16 protein-coding genes are annotated in these 15884 nt (G+C 45.5%); 3 read left to right on the top strand and 13 right to left on the bottom strand.

Annotated features, from left to right (window positions below):
- Window positions 1-509: 509 nt before the first annotated feature.
- Genes lpdD through GB992_RS11045 form a run of 3 tightly spaced genes read right to left on the bottom strand, consistent with a single transcriptional unit; the run spans window position 510 to window position 3022 of the window.
- Window positions 510-935, bottom strand: a complete 426-nt coding sequence (gene lpdD, locus GB992_RS11055; RefSeq protein ID WP_161002488.1) for a prenylated flavin chaperone LpdD — start codon at window positions 933-935, stop codon at window positions 510-512.
- Window positions 932-1537: a UbiX family flavin prenyltransferase gene (locus GB992_RS11050; RefSeq protein WP_487954846.1), complete on the bottom strand. Its 606-nt coding sequence runs from the start codon at window positions 1535-1537 to the stop codon at window positions 932-934. The genes lpdD and GB992_RS11050 overlap by 4 nt, the downstream gene beginning before the upstream one ends.
- Window positions 1538-1546: 9 nt before the next feature.
- Entirely contained in the window at window positions 1547-3022 is a 1476-nt protein-coding gene (locus GB992_RS11045; RefSeq protein WP_161002486.1) for a UbiD family decarboxylase, read from the bottom strand.
- 124 nt (window positions 3023-3146) lie between these two features.
- On the opposite strand from GB992_RS11045, the gene GB992_RS11040 reads away from it, so the two are divergent.
- Window positions 3147-4052: a LysR family transcriptional regulator gene (locus GB992_RS11040; RefSeq protein ID WP_161002485.1), complete on the top strand. Its 906-nt coding sequence runs from the start codon at window positions 3147-3149 to the stop codon at window positions 4050-4052.
- On the opposite strand, the gene GB992_RS11035 is transcribed toward GB992_RS11040, so the two are convergent.
- Complete coding sequence (locus GB992_RS11035; protein WP_161002484.1) at window positions 4049-4975, bottom strand: LysR family transcriptional regulator; 927 nt, start codon at window positions 4973-4975, stop codon at window positions 4049-4051. The genes GB992_RS11040 and GB992_RS11035 overlap by 4 nt on opposite strands.
- Before the next feature lie 169 nt (window positions 4976-5144).
- On the opposite strand from GB992_RS11035, the gene GB992_RS11030 reads away from it, so the two are divergent.
- Window positions 5145-6995: an FAD-binding protein gene (locus GB992_RS11030; RefSeq protein ID WP_225439141.1), complete on the top strand. Its 1851-nt coding sequence runs from the start codon at window positions 5145-5147 to the stop codon at window positions 6993-6995.
- A gap of 389 nt (window positions 6996-7384) precedes the next feature.
- Here GB992_RS11030 and GB992_RS11025 read toward each other — a convergent pair whose 3' ends face one another.
- The 5 genes from GB992_RS11025 to citC all read right to left on the bottom strand — a co-directional run bounded on the left by GB992_RS11025 (window position 7385) and on the right by citC (window position 12562).
- On the bottom strand, window positions 7385-8275 hold the full coding sequence (locus tag GB992_RS11025; RefSeq protein WP_161002482.1) for a LysR substrate-binding domain-containing protein: 891 nt from the start codon (window positions 8273-8275) through the stop codon (window positions 7385-7387).
- Between the two features lie 501 nt (window positions 8276-8776).
- A complete protein-coding gene (gene citF / locus GB992_RS11020) occupies window positions 8777-10315 on the bottom strand; it encodes a citrate lyase subunit alpha (protein ID WP_161002481.1) in 1539 nt (512 codons plus the stop codon).
- Window positions 10305-11219 carry a citrate (pro-3S)-lyase subunit beta gene (citE, locus tag GB992_RS11015; RefSeq protein ID WP_161002480.1) on the bottom strand — a complete coding sequence of 305 codons (915 nt, stop codon included), beginning with the start codon at window positions 11217-11219 and terminating at the stop codon, window positions 10305-10307. Before citE ends, citF begins: the two co-directional genes overlap by 11 nt.
- Before the next feature lies 1 nt (window position 11220).
- Window positions 11221-11514: a citrate lyase acyl carrier protein gene (gene citD / locus GB992_RS11010; protein WP_017260632.1), complete on the bottom strand. Its 294-nt coding sequence runs from the start codon at window positions 11512-11514 to the stop codon at window positions 11221-11223.
- Window positions 11504-12562, bottom strand: a complete 1059-nt coding sequence (gene citC / locus GB992_RS11005; protein WP_161002479.1) for a [citrate (pro-3S)-lyase] ligase — start codon at window positions 12560-12562, stop codon at window positions 11504-11506. Before citC ends, citD begins: the two co-directional genes overlap by 11 nt.
- Window positions 12563-12802: 240 nt before the next feature.
- Between citC and GB992_RS11000 the strand changes: the two genes are divergently transcribed.
- Complete coding sequence (locus tag GB992_RS11000; protein ID WP_161002478.1) at window positions 12803-13744, top strand: sugar-binding transcriptional regulator; 942 nt, start codon at window positions 12803-12805, stop codon at window positions 13742-13744.
- A 133-nt stretch (window positions 13745-13877) separates the two neighbouring features.
- Here the strand turns inward: GB992_RS11000 and relB are convergent, their stop codons facing one another.
- From relB to GB992_RS10980, 4 genes are all read right to left on the bottom strand, one after another.
- Window positions 13878-14126, bottom strand: a complete 249-nt coding sequence (gene relB / locus GB992_RS10995; RefSeq protein WP_161002477.1) for a type II toxin-antitoxin system RelB family antitoxin — start codon at window positions 14124-14126, stop codon at window positions 13878-13880.
- A gap of 83 nt (window positions 14127-14209) precedes the next feature.
- Window positions 14210-15130: an aldo/keto reductase gene (locus GB992_RS10990; protein WP_161002476.1), complete on the bottom strand. Its 921-nt coding sequence runs from the start codon at window positions 15128-15130 to the stop codon at window positions 14210-14212.
- Between the two features lie 170 nt (window positions 15131-15300).
- The gene (locus tag GB992_RS10985) at window positions 15301-15627 is read right to left on the bottom strand and encodes a type II toxin-antitoxin system RelE/ParE family toxin (protein WP_161002475.1); all 327 of its coding nucleotides are present in this window, start codon (window positions 15625-15627) and stop codon (window positions 15301-15303) included.
- Complete coding sequence (locus GB992_RS10980) at window positions 15620-15865, bottom strand: type II toxin-antitoxin system Phd/YefM family antitoxin (protein ID WP_161002474.1); 246 nt, start codon at window positions 15863-15865, stop codon at window positions 15620-15622. Before GB992_RS10980 ends, GB992_RS10985 begins: the two co-directional genes overlap by 8 nt.
- Window positions 15866-15884: the final 19 nt, after the last annotated feature.

The following is a 15884-nucleotide window of genomic DNA, read 5'->3' as shown; positions in this document are numbered from 1 at the left end:
CAGTCAAATCCTATTTTTTAATGTTAACTTCCGCTTCCGGTTGTCAGTTTATGAAACTCTCTGCGTGGACCGACCCAAGCCATAAACCGTCTTGCGTCTCGACTTGAAGCCGCAAAACCAACGTCTTCAAGCTCGTCCGTGCTGTAAATTCGGCAAGAACCACCGAATTAACACCACTTTCGCAGTTAGTTTCAACACTGACGCCCTCCAGCTCACATTGTGATTGACTTGCACACTGACACATCATTCGACATTAGATATTTACCCGTAACCTGTGGAATATTACGAAGACCTTCAGGCTACGCTGTGCGTTATGTGAGTGAAGCGGAGTGGGGACAGAGTTTCGTGGTAGCTATACTTAGTGGCGATTTGAGTCACTTAGTATAGCTGGACGACTTCGAAGACGTGATTTTCGGCTTCGAATCGAGGTGGAAGACTGCGGTTTTTGCAGGCTAAGACCGGTCCCATGAAACGGCCGTCCCCACTCCACGGAACGTCGAGCATAACCCTTATCGAGGATTTTCACCATCTGAATAATAAACTGGTGCGGATGTCGAAATCGTTTGTTGTTGAAGCCACGTTTTGATTTGAACGCCCAGGTCATCACCCATCGGCACCGCTGCGTCAATTTGAACTTGTGAAATATGATCCACGTGAATACCAGAGGTAATCGTGCAACTACCCGGTAAAACAGCTTGGATCACCTTAGCGACCTGTTCCCCAACAACATTGTCCTTGTGAAACCGACCGTCATGACTGGGAAACTTGACTGTTTGCAACTCCGTAGTGGCCGTCAATGTTGTGACGTCACCAATATGTGGATGATCGCCACCGGTTACTACAATCAACACATCCTTGCCAATTAAACGTACATCGGCTTGGATAGTATAATTTTGCCGAGTCGTTTGAAATATCTGCCGATCACTTTGCATCATTTTGCCATCCCCTCCCAACGCTGATCAACATTATTTGCAATGTGTAATGCATCCAGTAACTTCATGGTCTGATGGTCAATCAAATCCTGAATGGTCTTGGGATGATTATAGAAAGCTGGGATTGGTGGAATCATCTGAACACCGAGGCGTGCCAGCTTTGTCATGTTTTCAAGGTGGATCGCACTCAACGGTGTTTCACGTGGAACGATGATAAGTTTGCGTTGCTCCTTCATTGTGACGTCAGCCGCCCGTGCAATCAGATTATCGCCATATCCAAAAGCGATGCCCGCAATCGTCTTCATGCTGGCCGGTACAATAACCATGCCATCATGCAAAAATGAACCGCTTGCGATGGCTGCACCTTGATCATTAATGTTATACGTATAGTCTGCTAAATGTTGCACCTCGCTGAGCGATAAATCTGTTTCCAATTCCAGATTTTTCTTAGCCCAGGTGCTCATGACAAGATGCGTTTCAACGTCTGCATACTGCTTCAACGCCTTGAGCAAGGCGATTGCGTAAATTGTTCCAGATGCGCCAGTAATCCCAATCACAATGCGTTTCATTTTTGCCTCCTTTTGTCGTTTGCAACCTCTGTTGATCGTTAGTAATTACCTCAAGTACTTCTGCCAGTCCTTGACTTCTTTAAATTGAGCCCGGACAAACTGATCCTTCATATCGTACGGCACCGTTCCGTCCAAAATCATCTTGGAGGACATCCCCGTGATACGAATAGACTTCGGATCATACTGTGGCCGTTCAGATGGATCAAGTGGATGATTACGCATTCCCGGTAACACAACGATATCCTGGTCAGCCTGAAAACGAGTGTTCAAAGTCCAAATCACATCGTTCATATCAAAGATATCGACATCTTCATCGACTAAAATAACCGTCTTCAATTCTTTGAACGCAGAAAATGCGAGTAAAGCTGCCTGTCGTTGAATCCCTTCATCAGCTTCATTATCTTTGTGAATCTGCATGATTGTCATCAACTTGCCGCCACCTGCAGGCGGATTATAAACGTTCAAAACTTTCCCCGGAATCGCACGATTAGTCAGCGATAAAATGCTGGCTTCTGTTGGCACACCTGCCAAGTTCACATGTTCTTCACTTGGACCAATAACGGTTTGCATAATTGGGTGGTCCTTACGATGTGTCACCGCTTTAACCTTGATAACCTGCACTGCAGGATTGGCATCCCCGTCATACCCAGGAAATTCAGGCATGGCTTTGCCAGTATGCGTATTAATATCTTCCTGCATCCGTTCGTTTGGCATGATGTAGCCTTCAATCGTGAATTCAGAACGCGCAATCGCTTTTTCATCAACACTAACCCCATCAACTAACTGAACAGGTTCTTGGCGAATCGCCCCCGCAACGCCCAGCTCGTTATAGCCAAGTGGTGTGGTCGGCGGTTCAAACGTTGCCCCTAATGTAATCGCTGGATCCAATCCGATGTTAATGGTAACCGGCATTGGCTTGTTGGCTTTTTCATATTCATCCGCAAAGGCTCCAATGTGCCGGCCACCGGGCATAATGAAAATACCGATAGTGTCTTCATCCTCCAGTACCATCCGATGAATCGTAACATCACTCATGGTCTTATCCATATTTGAACCGTAGACCAGTCCCATCGTGATGTATGGTCCTGCGTCGTACTCGGTGTTTGTCGGGGCGGCAATTAACTTACGAATATCAAAACCGTCCTCATCTGACCGATGAATCACCTCATGAGCAGGCGCCTGATTTTCATTCACCATAACTGGTGCCACAGGATTCTCGACAGAATCGTTCAAAAATTGACCCAATGTTTGATAATCGTGATGAAACATCAATCCAGTCCGTTTGCGACTGGCCAGTAGTCCAATTAAAACGCGCGTATCTGTGAATCCTTTGACGTTGTTGAACATCATTGCTGGACCTTCTTGAGTTGGCCGCATCACGGTACCGCCCGCGCCAATGTAGCGATAGACACCAGACAACTCTGCGTTAGGATCAACCAGTTCATCTGTTTCATGATACTGACCCGGTTCATTTTTCAGTTCGTTTAATACTTTTCTCAAATCATATGGTTCGTTTGCCATTACGATCGCTCCCTTCGCACGTTTCAACCTTGTTTTACAATGATTAGCTTACGTTGGAAACACGTTGTGAACAAATCGCGTTTGTTGTATTGTTATTCCTAAATGGAATAGAAAGGAAAATTGCATGACAATCGATGATTTACGGGCATTCATTGCGACCTATGAAGCTCAAAATGTGTCTAACGCTGCCGTCAGTTTGCAAATGACCCAGTCAGCCCTCTCAAAACGTTTGAAGGGTATCCAACAAGAAGTAAATGCAGAACTGATCAGCACGACCAATCGGCGGAGCCTTCAAATCACGGAAAGTGGTGAAACTTTTTACCGCTACGCTCAGCAACTGCTCAGTCAGTACAATGAAATGCGTGAGGCAGTCACTACAGTCGAAGACTTGCGACGCGGCAGCATCCGCATCGGTAGTGTCCCGATCATGTCTCAATATGGGCTCATGCAAGCCCTAACCAATTTTATGCAGGATTATCCAAACGTCAGTGTCCAACTTCAGGAAACTGAGGGACAGCGCATCGTTTCAGCACTGCAATCACAATTACTGGATGCCATCATTATTCGTGATTTAAATACGGCCTACCTTCAGCATCATCACTTAAGTCAAGTCAATCTACTCGACGACGAGTTAGTGGTCGTGTTGCCGGCGAACCATCCCCTCGCAAAAAAAGCGACGATTGCGCCTGCCGACTTAGCCGACAATGCGTTCACGTCACTTCCTCAGGGTTCCGGTGTTTATGAAACCCTTATTAAATTATGTCAGGCAGCTGGTTTCACCCCGTCGATTCATTTTGAAAGTACTCATATTGAAACTATTTTAAGCGTTGTCGCCAACTCCCAACAATGCACGCTACTGTTCAAAGAATCCGTGCGCCCCTTTATGACGGACCAGCTAGTGATGCGGCCACTAACGACGCCAGTTACAAGCCACCTACAGTTTGTTTACGATTCCAATCGCCATAATGCCGCCGTTCAGCAACTATTGCGCTATATCCAAAGCGCTATCAAGTCGCAACCGCAACATTAGAGCTCGTATCCTTGTTCCATCAATACATCAGCCTTCTTAACGCACGTTTGAATCAAGAATTTTAACGGTTCTGACGGTACTAATGCTTTTCGGTAGGCAACGCTACAATCTAAATTCATCATCTCCGGCGAAAACTCAAACACGTTAATGGGTAAATTCGCCGACAATTTCTTTGCACTATTCACATTGACAATGACGCACCCTAACTGTTTCAACGCCAAACTGACGGCGATCCTAGAGTCACTAACTTCCATTCGGTCATTAACATGAATGCCATTGTCGCGAAACGCATGGTCTACCAGTTCCTGAAACCGTGATTCACCGCCGATACGAATAAAATATTCACCATTTAACTGACTAATCGTGTCCGCGGTGGCCTGCCGCCAAAATGTGTCCTTGCAATAAAGCCGAGACGTGGCTGGCACCAATAACGCCAATTTCATAGTGCCTAATGGCTTCGTCACCACTCGCGGCTGATAAAATGTTTTGCCAATAAACATGTCCAACTGCCCATCTGGCAACATATTTTCTGCGCGCGAAGTGGTAACTTCCTGAATAGATAAGTGCATCTGTGGAAACCGTTTGTAAAACTCGGGAAGTAGTTCGGCAAACCAACTGGACGCTAAAGGTTGATTGATACCCAACGAGAGTGAACCATACTCAAACTTTCCTAAGCTTTCCATTTCAGTATCCATCGCTCGATGTAACTGTTGTTCCTGTTGCAAATACGACAGCAATCGCTCACCAGCATACGTTAAATGAATCGGCAATGTTCGATCAACCAACCGAACGCCATACTCTTTTTCAGCCTCACCAATCTGTCGGCTGACGTACGGCTGACTCATGTATAGTCCTTGGGCAATCGCCGTCATCGTGTCATACCGGTTAACTGCCGCTAAAAGATCAACCAATCGTTTCTTCATCGTTGCTCACTTTCATGACTGTGTTTCGTTTATTTTATCATGATAAGTGGTAAATCATTACTGTTTTGTAATAGCCCACGTCTGATTTTGGCATTTCACTTTCAATGTTATCGGTTACATAATGTGGTTATTGTTAATAACTGCACAAGGATTCGAAAGGATGACATTAATGACTAACGCGACTTCATGGGATGCCACATATGACACGATTGTTCTCGGATTTGGCGGTGCAGGTGCCACTGCCGCACGTTTTGCTGCCGACGCTGGTGCCAGAGTTTTGCTAACCGACGCCGCTCCAAACGGACATGAAGGTGGTAACACCCGTTATTCTGCCCAACTTCTTGGCACTGGCGATGATTTTGACGGAGCTAAAAAATACTACAAAGCATTAACAGCACCGATGAAACTTGACGAAGATATGATTGATACTTATGTCGACGGTATGGTCCACATGCGTGACTATGTCCGCAAATACCTTGGCGTTGAACCAGTCAGTGCTAAGAAAGATTTGGCAAAGATTGCACCATTGCCTTTGGATAAAGCAGTGTTTGAATACCCGGAATACGAAGGTGTCCATTCATACGATTTCACAACAGTTCATAAAGGCATGTTTGACGCCGCACTTTGGCAAATTTTACGCCAAAAAGTTATGGACCGCGCTGATAAAATCGACGTTTGGCTTGAGTCACCAGCATTGCATTTGTTGCAAGATCCAGAAACTAAAGTTGTCACAGGAGCACAAATCAAACGCCAAGGGCACACATACAATATTCAAGCCAAGAATGGTGTCGTACTAGCTGTTGGTGGTTTTGAAAACAGTCAAAAAGATATTCAAGACTACTTAGGTGCCAGTCATCTTGGCGTGCTAGGTACTTTGTACAACCGTGGTGACGGCTTACGTATGGCTGAGGAAGTCGGTGCCGATATGTGGCATATGAATAATTACGAAGCACTTGGTTTTCTCAGTGGTATGGCATTCAAACCTAAACAAGGCGAACGGGCTCGATTGTTGCTTACACCCGGTGACAGCATGTTTTCCGGCAGTATTATTACTGTTGCAGATGATGGTAGCCGTTACTTTAAAGAAGATGAACCGAACCGTCACGGCCACATTTATGACCACGGCACATGGCGAATTCCACGGACCAACGTCCACCCGCACCTAGTCTTTGACCAATCTCAGTATGATCAATTTAAAGATGTAGAAAAACTGCCATACCCTAAATTTTTAGACGACCTCGTAAGCGCAGATTCCGTAGCGGACTTAGCAGATAAGATCAATGCTGATCCTGAAATCTTATCCGCGACCGTCAATGACTTTAATACGTTTGCCAAACAGGGCAGAGATTATGCATTCAACCGTGATCCTAAAACCATGCGAACATTTGATGATGGTCCCTACTACGCCATTGAACTAACTCACGACGTGTTAAATACACAAGGTGGTCCACGTCGTAACGTCAATGCTGAGATTTTGGACGCCAATCAGCAACCAATTCCTCATTTGTACGGTGCTGGTGAACTGGGTGGCATTTCAGCTAACCAGTATCAAGGCGGCGGAAACCTTGCTGAATGTTTGATTTTCGGAAAAATTGCCGGTGAAAATGCGGCTAAACCTAAATCTGATAGCAACGATACAACAACCGCATCCGCAACCGATGCTTCTACTAGTGCTAGTCAAACCGAAAGTAAACCCCAATTAACTGGCAGTAACGACCTAGTCGCTGACGAAACGCCTCAGGATATCAAAGTTGGCGCCAACCAATACCTTGGCAGCAGTTCAACCGGTATTGGTGGCAAGGTCGTCGTTCGCATCACTTATAATAGTGATCGCTTGCAGAACGTTGAAGTCGTTCAACAAAGTGAAACCGGTGAAGTTGGCGGCGAGGCTGTGAAGGTTTTGCCTCAACGCATGGTCGCTAACAACACTTATGATGTTGACGCTGTTTCGGGTGCATCAGTATCTAGCCGCGCTATTAAAGACGCCGTGAAGGATGCACTCTCAAAAGTAACTCATTAATTTTCCGATTTTTAATCTAAAAAGACCGCCGCAATACTCAAATAAGACGAGTGTTGCGGCGGTTTCGATTTATTACTGATTCAGTGTATTACCAGTATATAATGACGTTGCGCAGACCAGAGACGCCGTTCCGTGAGGACCAGTCTCGGCCCGCCAAAAACGCGGTTTTCAACCTCGATTCTGAGCCAAAACCCGTTTCAGAACTCGTCCCACAACACTAAATGGCCCCAAACCAGGCCATAAGTGTTGTCGACACAGATCTCTGTCTCTAGTCCGCTTCACTCGTATAACAGGTAAACTATAAAAAATTGGCTACTGAACATGCATAAATGTTCAGTAGCCAATTAAGTTCTTTACAGCCGTAGACGACATTTAAGCTGTTAGCCTTCTCATGCCACCGTTTGTTTGAGCGCAAACAGTGTGCTGATGAATTCTTGCTGAATTTTGTTCGGCAAAAACGCTTTGCGCACGACTAGCGACATGTTAAACCGCTCAGGTAATGGATCGTCCAACGTCAACGCATCCACGTCGTCGCTAGGTTGAACCGCATCGTCAACCAGTAAACTAACACCTAAATTAGCCCTAACCAACCCTTTAATTAACGACAATGTTGGCGTGCTATAAATGACATTCGGTTTGAAACCAGCATATTCACTGTAGGCCTTCAACGCTTGTGGGTGAACAAACTTCCCTGTCATTGTAATAAAATTATCCCGTGCCAATTGTTCAAACGAAATATGGCCAGCATCTGCCAACGGATGTTCCTTGCTGACAACTGCTTTAAACGGATGCGATGCCAACAATGTAATATCGAGATTTTCCTCGTGAAGTGGGCGAACCGATCCGAGCAGCGCGACGTCAATGTTGCCGGACTCTAACTCCTTCAACAGCTGATCAGAGCCAACTTCCAACGTTTGAGTGTAATTTAGCAGCCCTTTTGAAAACAACTGGCCTGCAATTAATGGAAACCACATCGTGCCGATAATTGGTGGCATACCAAACTGAATGGTCGATTGATTGGCGCGAGAAACCTCGCTGTGTGCCAGGTCTAAGTCCTTTAAGATGCGTTGAGCACGTTGATACAGCAAGATTCCCGCACGCGTAATAGCCAGTTTATTATGAGCGCGATCACGTTGAACTAATGGCGCGCCAAACTCACCTTCGAGGCGCTGAATAGCCACCGTGATGGTCGGTTGACTGACATTAAACCGGCTCGCAACCACCGTAAAGTTTCTCAATTCTACTAATGATGAAAAATAGGCCAAGTCGCGCGTGTTCACGTCGTTTGCGCCCCTTCCGTTGAATGTTAATCACAATATCTAAAGACTACCATACTTCTCAAATGTCGGTTAGCCATTTCGCATGGCTGGTGGGAAAATACGATTTTGTACACAGTTTCGTGAAAAAGTTAGGTGTCAACTCAGCAAAACTGTCGCAAACGGCGTGCAGTCAGCTAAGGACAGAGTTCCGTGAAAGCAATTCTTGGCGGTGGGTTTGACCGCTTAGAATTGCTGGACGACTCCAAAGACGTGCATTCCGGCTTTGAATCGAGGGCGAAAACTGCGCTAGCAGGTTGAACCCAGTCCCATGGAACGGCATCCTTGGGTGACGGAACGGTGCGAAGCCGATCTAAAATGGTCGTTTGACACTGTTACATAGCCAAAACGCGTTCACACCCCACGAGCCTGTGCATAATTCAAAACAAGCGCCGCAAAGGAAAGTTCACCTTTGCAACGCTTGTTTTATGTTATTGCTCGGCTCTAAACCAGGGTGTTCACGCTCTAATCTTTTACCTCATGAATCGCGTCAATCACACTACCATCGCGGTATTCCACAAGGGCAACTGTGCGGTCGGTAAATTCAAGTGGTTTTGGCGTACCGACTTTGGCAGCGGCCATCTTTTGTAATTCATCGATTGTGTACACAGGCACGCCAGCTAAATGACCTAATGATTCTTGTAGGTCCTTGCGCTTAGGGTTGATGGCGATGCCGTATTCGGTAACCAGAACATCAATAGAATCACCAGGCGTTACAACCGTCGTTACATCTGGCACAACCGTTGCGATCCGGCCACGAACTAACGGTGCAGAGATAATCGTCAGTTTGGCAGTCGCAGCATCTTGGTGGCCACCAACGGCGCCACGAATGACACCATCTGAACCAGTCATAACGTTAACGTTGAACTTCGTGTCGATTTCCAAAGCACTCAGGATAACAACATCCAGTTGATCAACCATTGCACCCTTGTTATCAGGATCGGCATACCATGAAGCGTCGATTTCCTGTTGTTTAGGGTTGGTGTGCATGGAATCGGCAGCACCCTTGTCAAAGTCCTGCACATCCATCACGCGGTCAATCAAACCTTCGTTTAACAGGTCTGTCGTTGGCTTGGTGATGCCACCTAAGGCAAACGATGCCTTGATTTTGTTGTCAATCATAGCCTGACGCAGGTAACGGGTAACTGCCAAGGCAGCACCACCAGAACCAGTCTGGAATGAGAAGCCATCTTTAAAGTATGGGGAGTTAACGATCACATCATTAACTGTTGACGCAATCTTCAATTCCTTAGGATCCTTTGTGAAACGAGTTGCTCCAGAACCAATTTTGTCTGGGTCACCTACTTGGTCCACTTGAACCACGTAGTCGACTTGCGTCTGTTTGATTGAAGCTGGCGTGTTCGGGTATGGCATCAAGTTATCCGTTAACAGCACCACTTTGTTGGCATACTGTGCGTCCATCAAAGCGTAGCCTAATGAACCAAAGACAGCTTTACCGTCCATCCCGTTGGCATTACCTAGCTTGTCGGCATTTGGCACACCAAGGAAAGCAACGTCAATTTTAATGTCACCATGTTCAATCGCACGGGCACGATCACCGTGTGAACGGAAGATAACTGGGTTCTTCAAGTTACCGTGTGACACGAAGTCACCCAATGAGCCACGCATCCCTGAACTCGTGATGTTGGTCACTGTGCCAGCTTTGATGGCCTCAATAACCATGTCGTTCATAACACCAGTCAATGAAGATGGCGCCAATGTCAGATTCTTAATGCCGGCATCGATGATAACCCGCATCACCTTGTTAAACACAAAGTCTCCATTACGGAAGTGGTGATGGAATGAAATCGTCATTCCATCTTTGACCGTTGCTTTAACAACGTCTTCGATGGAGTCGACCAACTTGTCGTCACCCGTTTGCACGTGAACAGAAGGCGCAACCCGTTGAATATCTGGGTTACCGATATTAGTTGTTTCATATGGCTTGTAGTCTAAGGCGCTCATCACATCATCTGGCAACTCGCGATTTACATTATTTTTCAATGGTATTGCCCTCCTCATCCACTAAGTTCGAAGCTTTTGCCAAACGCATAACCCGTTGTGCCCGGAGAACAACAGGACGGTCAACCATTTGACCATTCATTGAGATAACGCCGGAACCCTTGATCCGAGCTTCTTCAATGGCGTTAATAACATTCTTAGCGTTTGCAATTTCCTTGGCCGTTGGTTGGTAGACCTCGTTAACCATAGCAATTTGCCGTGGGTTAACCAGTGACTTACCGTCGAAACCAAGTTGGTGAATGTAACGCGTTTCACGGTAGAATCCTTCAGTATCATCCATGTTGGTGAAGACAGTATCGAACGCAGCAATGCCAGCCGCACGAGCAGCATGCAGAACCATGTTGCGGGCGAACTCTAATTCGGCACCATCTGGGTAACGGTGTGTCTTCATGTCGGTCGTGTAGTCTTCAGCAGACAATGCAATCCCAATCATGCGGTCAGAAGCGGCAGCAATTGCTGGAGCATTTAAGACACCCTTGGCACTTTCGATAGCGGCCATCAAGTGAGTTGAACCTTCTTCACGACCAAATTCCTTTTCAGCAGCTAAAACATCTGCTTCCAACGTTTTGATCATTTCAGCAGTTTCGGTCTTTGGCAAACGGATAACGTCGATGCCGGCCTTAACCATTGCCTTAATATCATTGTGGTAATAAGGCGTGTCGTCGCCATTGATCCGGACAACCAGTTCAGCGTTGCCATAATCTTGTGATTTCAATGCTTCGTAAACTAATGCACGAGCGGCATCCTTTTCAGCCATCGAAACGGCATCTTCAAGGTCAAACATAATGGAGTCAGCACCGTAAATACCAGCATCCTTAACCATTGCGGGGTTATTACCGGGAACAAACATCATTGTCCGGCGTAAGCGTTCTTCAGTTTCAGCCATATTAGAATGCCTCCCATGCTGGTTGATCTTGAGTTTGTAATGCGCGTTGGGCAACGGCAATCGTCCGTGCCTTGATAACACAATCCAAAGCGCCTTTGTCGACAGCCTTGACCTTGACATTATCAATGTTGAATTCAGCTAACGTATCCGTAATCACCTTACGAATTTGATCACCAAACTGCTTTTCAACGTCCGATTCCAAATCAATGGTGATACCGTCTGTGCCCTTCGACAACATAATTTGAATGTCGGAAGATTCCAGCGTGCCCGCAAGTGCGGTCTGCTTAATTTCCATTAATGTTCATTCCTTTCTTGATACGAAACTGTAGTGAGTCTAAATGTTGGTTAATAAAGTTAGTCGTGCTAGGTGGTAACAGGGCAGCTAATGAATCAAGTTGATCATCTGCAATTGCCTTACGAACGGCTGTTGCGGTGACAATCGTCCCGTCATCGGTCGTTTTTCGATCGACGATTTTAACAGCTACCTGCGGCGGAAGTTCACGTTGCAAAACCTGGTTATAGATCCCGGTCGTTCGCGACAGCGGCTCCGTTCCTAAATAACGGGTCTTAATGTTCAACGCTGGCGCAATTCGATCACGGAAAATGCGCGCATCAAGGGTCGTTTGATAGTCCACTTGTTGGTCGGGCGTCGGTAAAAAGTAAGCCGGGAACGTGGCGTAACTAACCATGTAGTCGCCGCCATTCACAACAATGACGTTCTTTAAATCGGCTGTTCCCTGTTTGACCAGTTCAAACCGTTCGGCCGTTGTGAACAGAGAAGCATCCGTGTTAACGACAAAAACATAAACAACGTCATTTTCACCGGCTGCCTGTTCGACCAAATAACGATGACCCCGAGTAAACGGATTGGCATTCATTACGATGCCGGCTACCCGCTTATTCGTTTGGTCATCCACTCGTGGTATCGCCTTGAGATAGTCATCGATGCTACTGTCTCCAGTTTCCAACAACGCGGCAACATCTGAATGTGCCAGCTCATGGAACCCAACGTGTTGGAAGCTGTCGGAGTACTTGAGCTTAGTGAAGACAAACAGATGGAAAATCTGCTGTTGGAACAAACGACTGATGAGTGCAGAGACAATTGTGTTAAACCGCGATCCTTGATCGACACCTTTGTTGCAAACGCCGATGTATTTTAAAATATTTCCGGCAGCAGACCCAGTTGCCACTAACTTGTCGCCTTCGTAAATGCCAAGCGTGAAGTCAATCGCATCTGTTTCCTGCGACTGAAAATCCGTAATGCCTAACGAGGTCAGAAAATCCTCCCACGTTTTGCGAACCTGTGGGTCATTCAAGTGCAAATCAACAATTTCATTATTCATTCGCCATGTACCACCCTTTTCGTGCAGTTCGTCACATGCCATGAAAAAGTAACGAACCAGATATCGTGTTCTACAAGTGCTATTTTACTCGGATCGTGTTAATATTGCAAATTGAAAGCCTTTTTTTGAAATACTTAAAAACATCAATTTAACCTTTTGCACATTTTAAACCGCACTTGCATTTTTTAAAATTCTGTGATGAGATAGACAATAGAAGTCTATAGAACGGAGTAACCGCACATGGATGATGTCAAACATCGTGAACAATTAGCCGGGATTGCGCAGGATTATTACCTATCCAAACTGCCTATTACAGATATCTCGGAAAAATACCACCTCAGTCGTTACCTCATCAGTAAATCGCTGGATGAGGCACTGGCCTCAGGGTTGGTGAAAATCAGTATCGATACCCCCGTTTCCCGCAACGTCGAAATGGAGCTTGCCTTCAAGCAGAAATTCAACATCCGTAACATGATGATTCTAAAAGACAGCGACTCACCGGACAAAGACTCAGCGAACGTCATTGACTTTGCTGCGGCTGAAGTTCAGGAACTAATCCGTCACTGTCACGTTGTCGGGATGACGTGGGGTGACACCGTGTGGAACATCATTGACCGGTTTCAAACGGAAGTTCGCGAAAACCTTATCTTCACACAGTTTGTTGGTGAAAACCTAAAGCTGAACACGGCCGCCAGTACGGTGCCGCTTGTCCTGAAAGCAGCTGCCAAGTTTGATGCTCAGTACGTCACCCTGCCAGCGCCGCTTTATGTCAACAACGATGAGATTCGTGAAACTTTACGAAGTGAACCTGCCTTAGTGCCAGCGTTATCATCCGCTGCCCGGATGGACATGGTGTTTGCCGGCATTGGCACACTTGCCTCAATCAACACCATCCCCGTTTGGAAGCAGCATTTCAGCGACCTATTTGAAAACGTGGATGATCAACAGATTGCCGGCGTACTGTTTGGACGGCCATATGACGTCGACGGTAATTTACTGAATAACCACGATAAAACCATGGGCGTGTCAATGGACGAACTACTAACAGTTCCCCGCCGTGTCGGTATTGTGAAAAGCAAATTTAAGAGTCGCGCATTGCTGGGCGCATTACGCGGTGGCTTTTTGACTGATGTTATCACAAACGAAGCTGTGGCTAATCGTGTTCTGTTGGAAATGGATTAAGGGTAAATTTGCTATTTCATTTGAAAAATTATTAAAACACAAAAGAGTGAACGACTATCGTTTTAGAAACGATGTTCGTTCACTTTTTTGTCCGTATAAACCAGCCTAAAATGCTTATTGTCATTGAGTTCTATCAGTCAGTAAACCCCAGCTCTTTTTCCACTTCTTCTTGAGAATAAACGACTGCATCCTTTTTAAATTCTTTTTCAGCTTCAACAAACGCTTCGCAATCATACTCATCTTCTACTTTTTCTGAAGCTAAGTCGCGCATAAATTTACCGACGCCAATTCCTTTTGAGTTAGCATACGCTTCTAAAAAATCCTTATCATTTTTTGCAATCCTAATCGTTATTGTCGTGTCATTGCGCTGCACATTTTTCATATAAACTGTCCCTCCCCTTTGCAAAACATTGTCCAAAAATAGTAAGAAAAAAAGTCTTATTCGAAAGACTTTTTCACTATGCTCTATTTAAACGCACTAAAGGCGTCATCAATTGCTTTATATTCTTCGTCAGACAAAACAACGGTCAACGCCTTCGCATTACTGTCGACTTGTTCAGGTTTGCGAGCACCCGGAATCACAACACCAACAGCCGGATTGGCGATGTACCATGCCAAAATCGTCTGAGCGACAGTCGCGTCATGTTTGTCAGCAATCCCGCGGACAACATCCAACCCTTTCATAATCAGTTGATATTGTTCAGCCGAGAATTGTTTGAACTTATCCGCATCGTCAGGACCGTACTTACCAGTCAGCAAACCAGATGCTAGCGGGAAGTATGGGACAAATGAAATCTTGTTATCCTCCAGATATGGGAACAATTCCTTTTCTGCCTCTCGGTGGACCAGACTGTAATTATCCTCCACGATATCGACTAATCCGTCTTTATTAGCCTCTTTGATCTGATCCAAACTGAAGTTGGAAACACCGATTGCCTTGATCTTACCAGTTTGTTTGACCTCGTTTAACGCCGCCACTGCTTCGTTCTTTGGTGTCGTTTCGTCTGGAAAATGAATATAGAAAATATCAATATAGTCAGTCTTCAAACGTTTCAGCGCAATATCAACGGACTTCTTCAGGAATGCCGGGGTATTGTTATTCTTTAAATCATTATCGCTGTCTTGAGCGGCCTTCGTTGCCAGGACAACCTTACTGCGATCGTAGTTCTGTAAAACGTCGCCAATAATTTCTTCTGACCGGCCAAGGCCATACATAAATGCTGTGTCGAGTAATGTAAGGCCACTGTCTAAAGCGGCCTTAACGACAGCCGCGCCATCCTCATCCTTTAAACCAGGAAACAGGTTATGACCCCCGACTTTGTTTGTGCCTAAACCTAACTTAGTTGTCGTAACGTTACTTTTGCCAATTGTGACTGTTTTTGCCATGTGTAAACGTCCTCCTTGCTGTGTGATATATACACGGTCATCATAAGGGAGTTTGCGGTGAAGGTAAAACAATTTGATTGGGCTCAAACTGCCATATAGCCGGTTTATATACTTCGACAAATACCTTCTCGCTGACAATAGTGCGTCTTCCTGGGGACATTTTACCCGAATTAATTTAAGCCCAGTGTTGCTAAGTAATCAGTATGTACATTCAAGAGACGATAAACACGAATTGTTTTAGTCCCTGGAAAGACTTGATAAAACTGTAAATAGTCCCCGCTCACTAGGTATCTGTAATTATTTGGTATCGTTGTGTTTTTATCTAATCTAGGCCCTAAAAATGGATTGCTTTGCAGCAGATCGATAGTATGATCGATCTTATTTAAAATCGTATTAATCGACGCGCGTTGATAGCCAAACATCGCCAAACCCGATTCAATTTGTTGATAATCATCGTCATAATACTGAGAAAAAAAGAGCGCATAAGCATTATTCATGTCGATGCTCCTGACGGAACTTATCACGAGAAATTCCCGTGCCAAAATTACGATCCGCTCTATTTAATTCTGTTAAAAGTCTTATTTCAGCTTGTACATGTTCCCACTCTTGCGTATTGACCAAGACACCGCCCGCGTCTTTACCATTTTTCGTAAACCGAATTGTTGTGCCATCGCGCACTTCGTCAAACACGTTGTTATAGTTTCGCAATGCCGACATTGGAAGTGATTTTGTCATCGCTGTTGCCTCCTTGCTT

The organism is Furfurilactobacillus milii (assembly GCF_009863985.1).
Taxonomy (GTDB): domain Bacteria; phylum Bacillota; class Bacilli; order Lactobacillales; family Lactobacillaceae; genus Furfurilactobacillus; species Furfurilactobacillus milii_A.
This window is presented reverse-complemented; position numbering and strand designations above follow the sequence as displayed.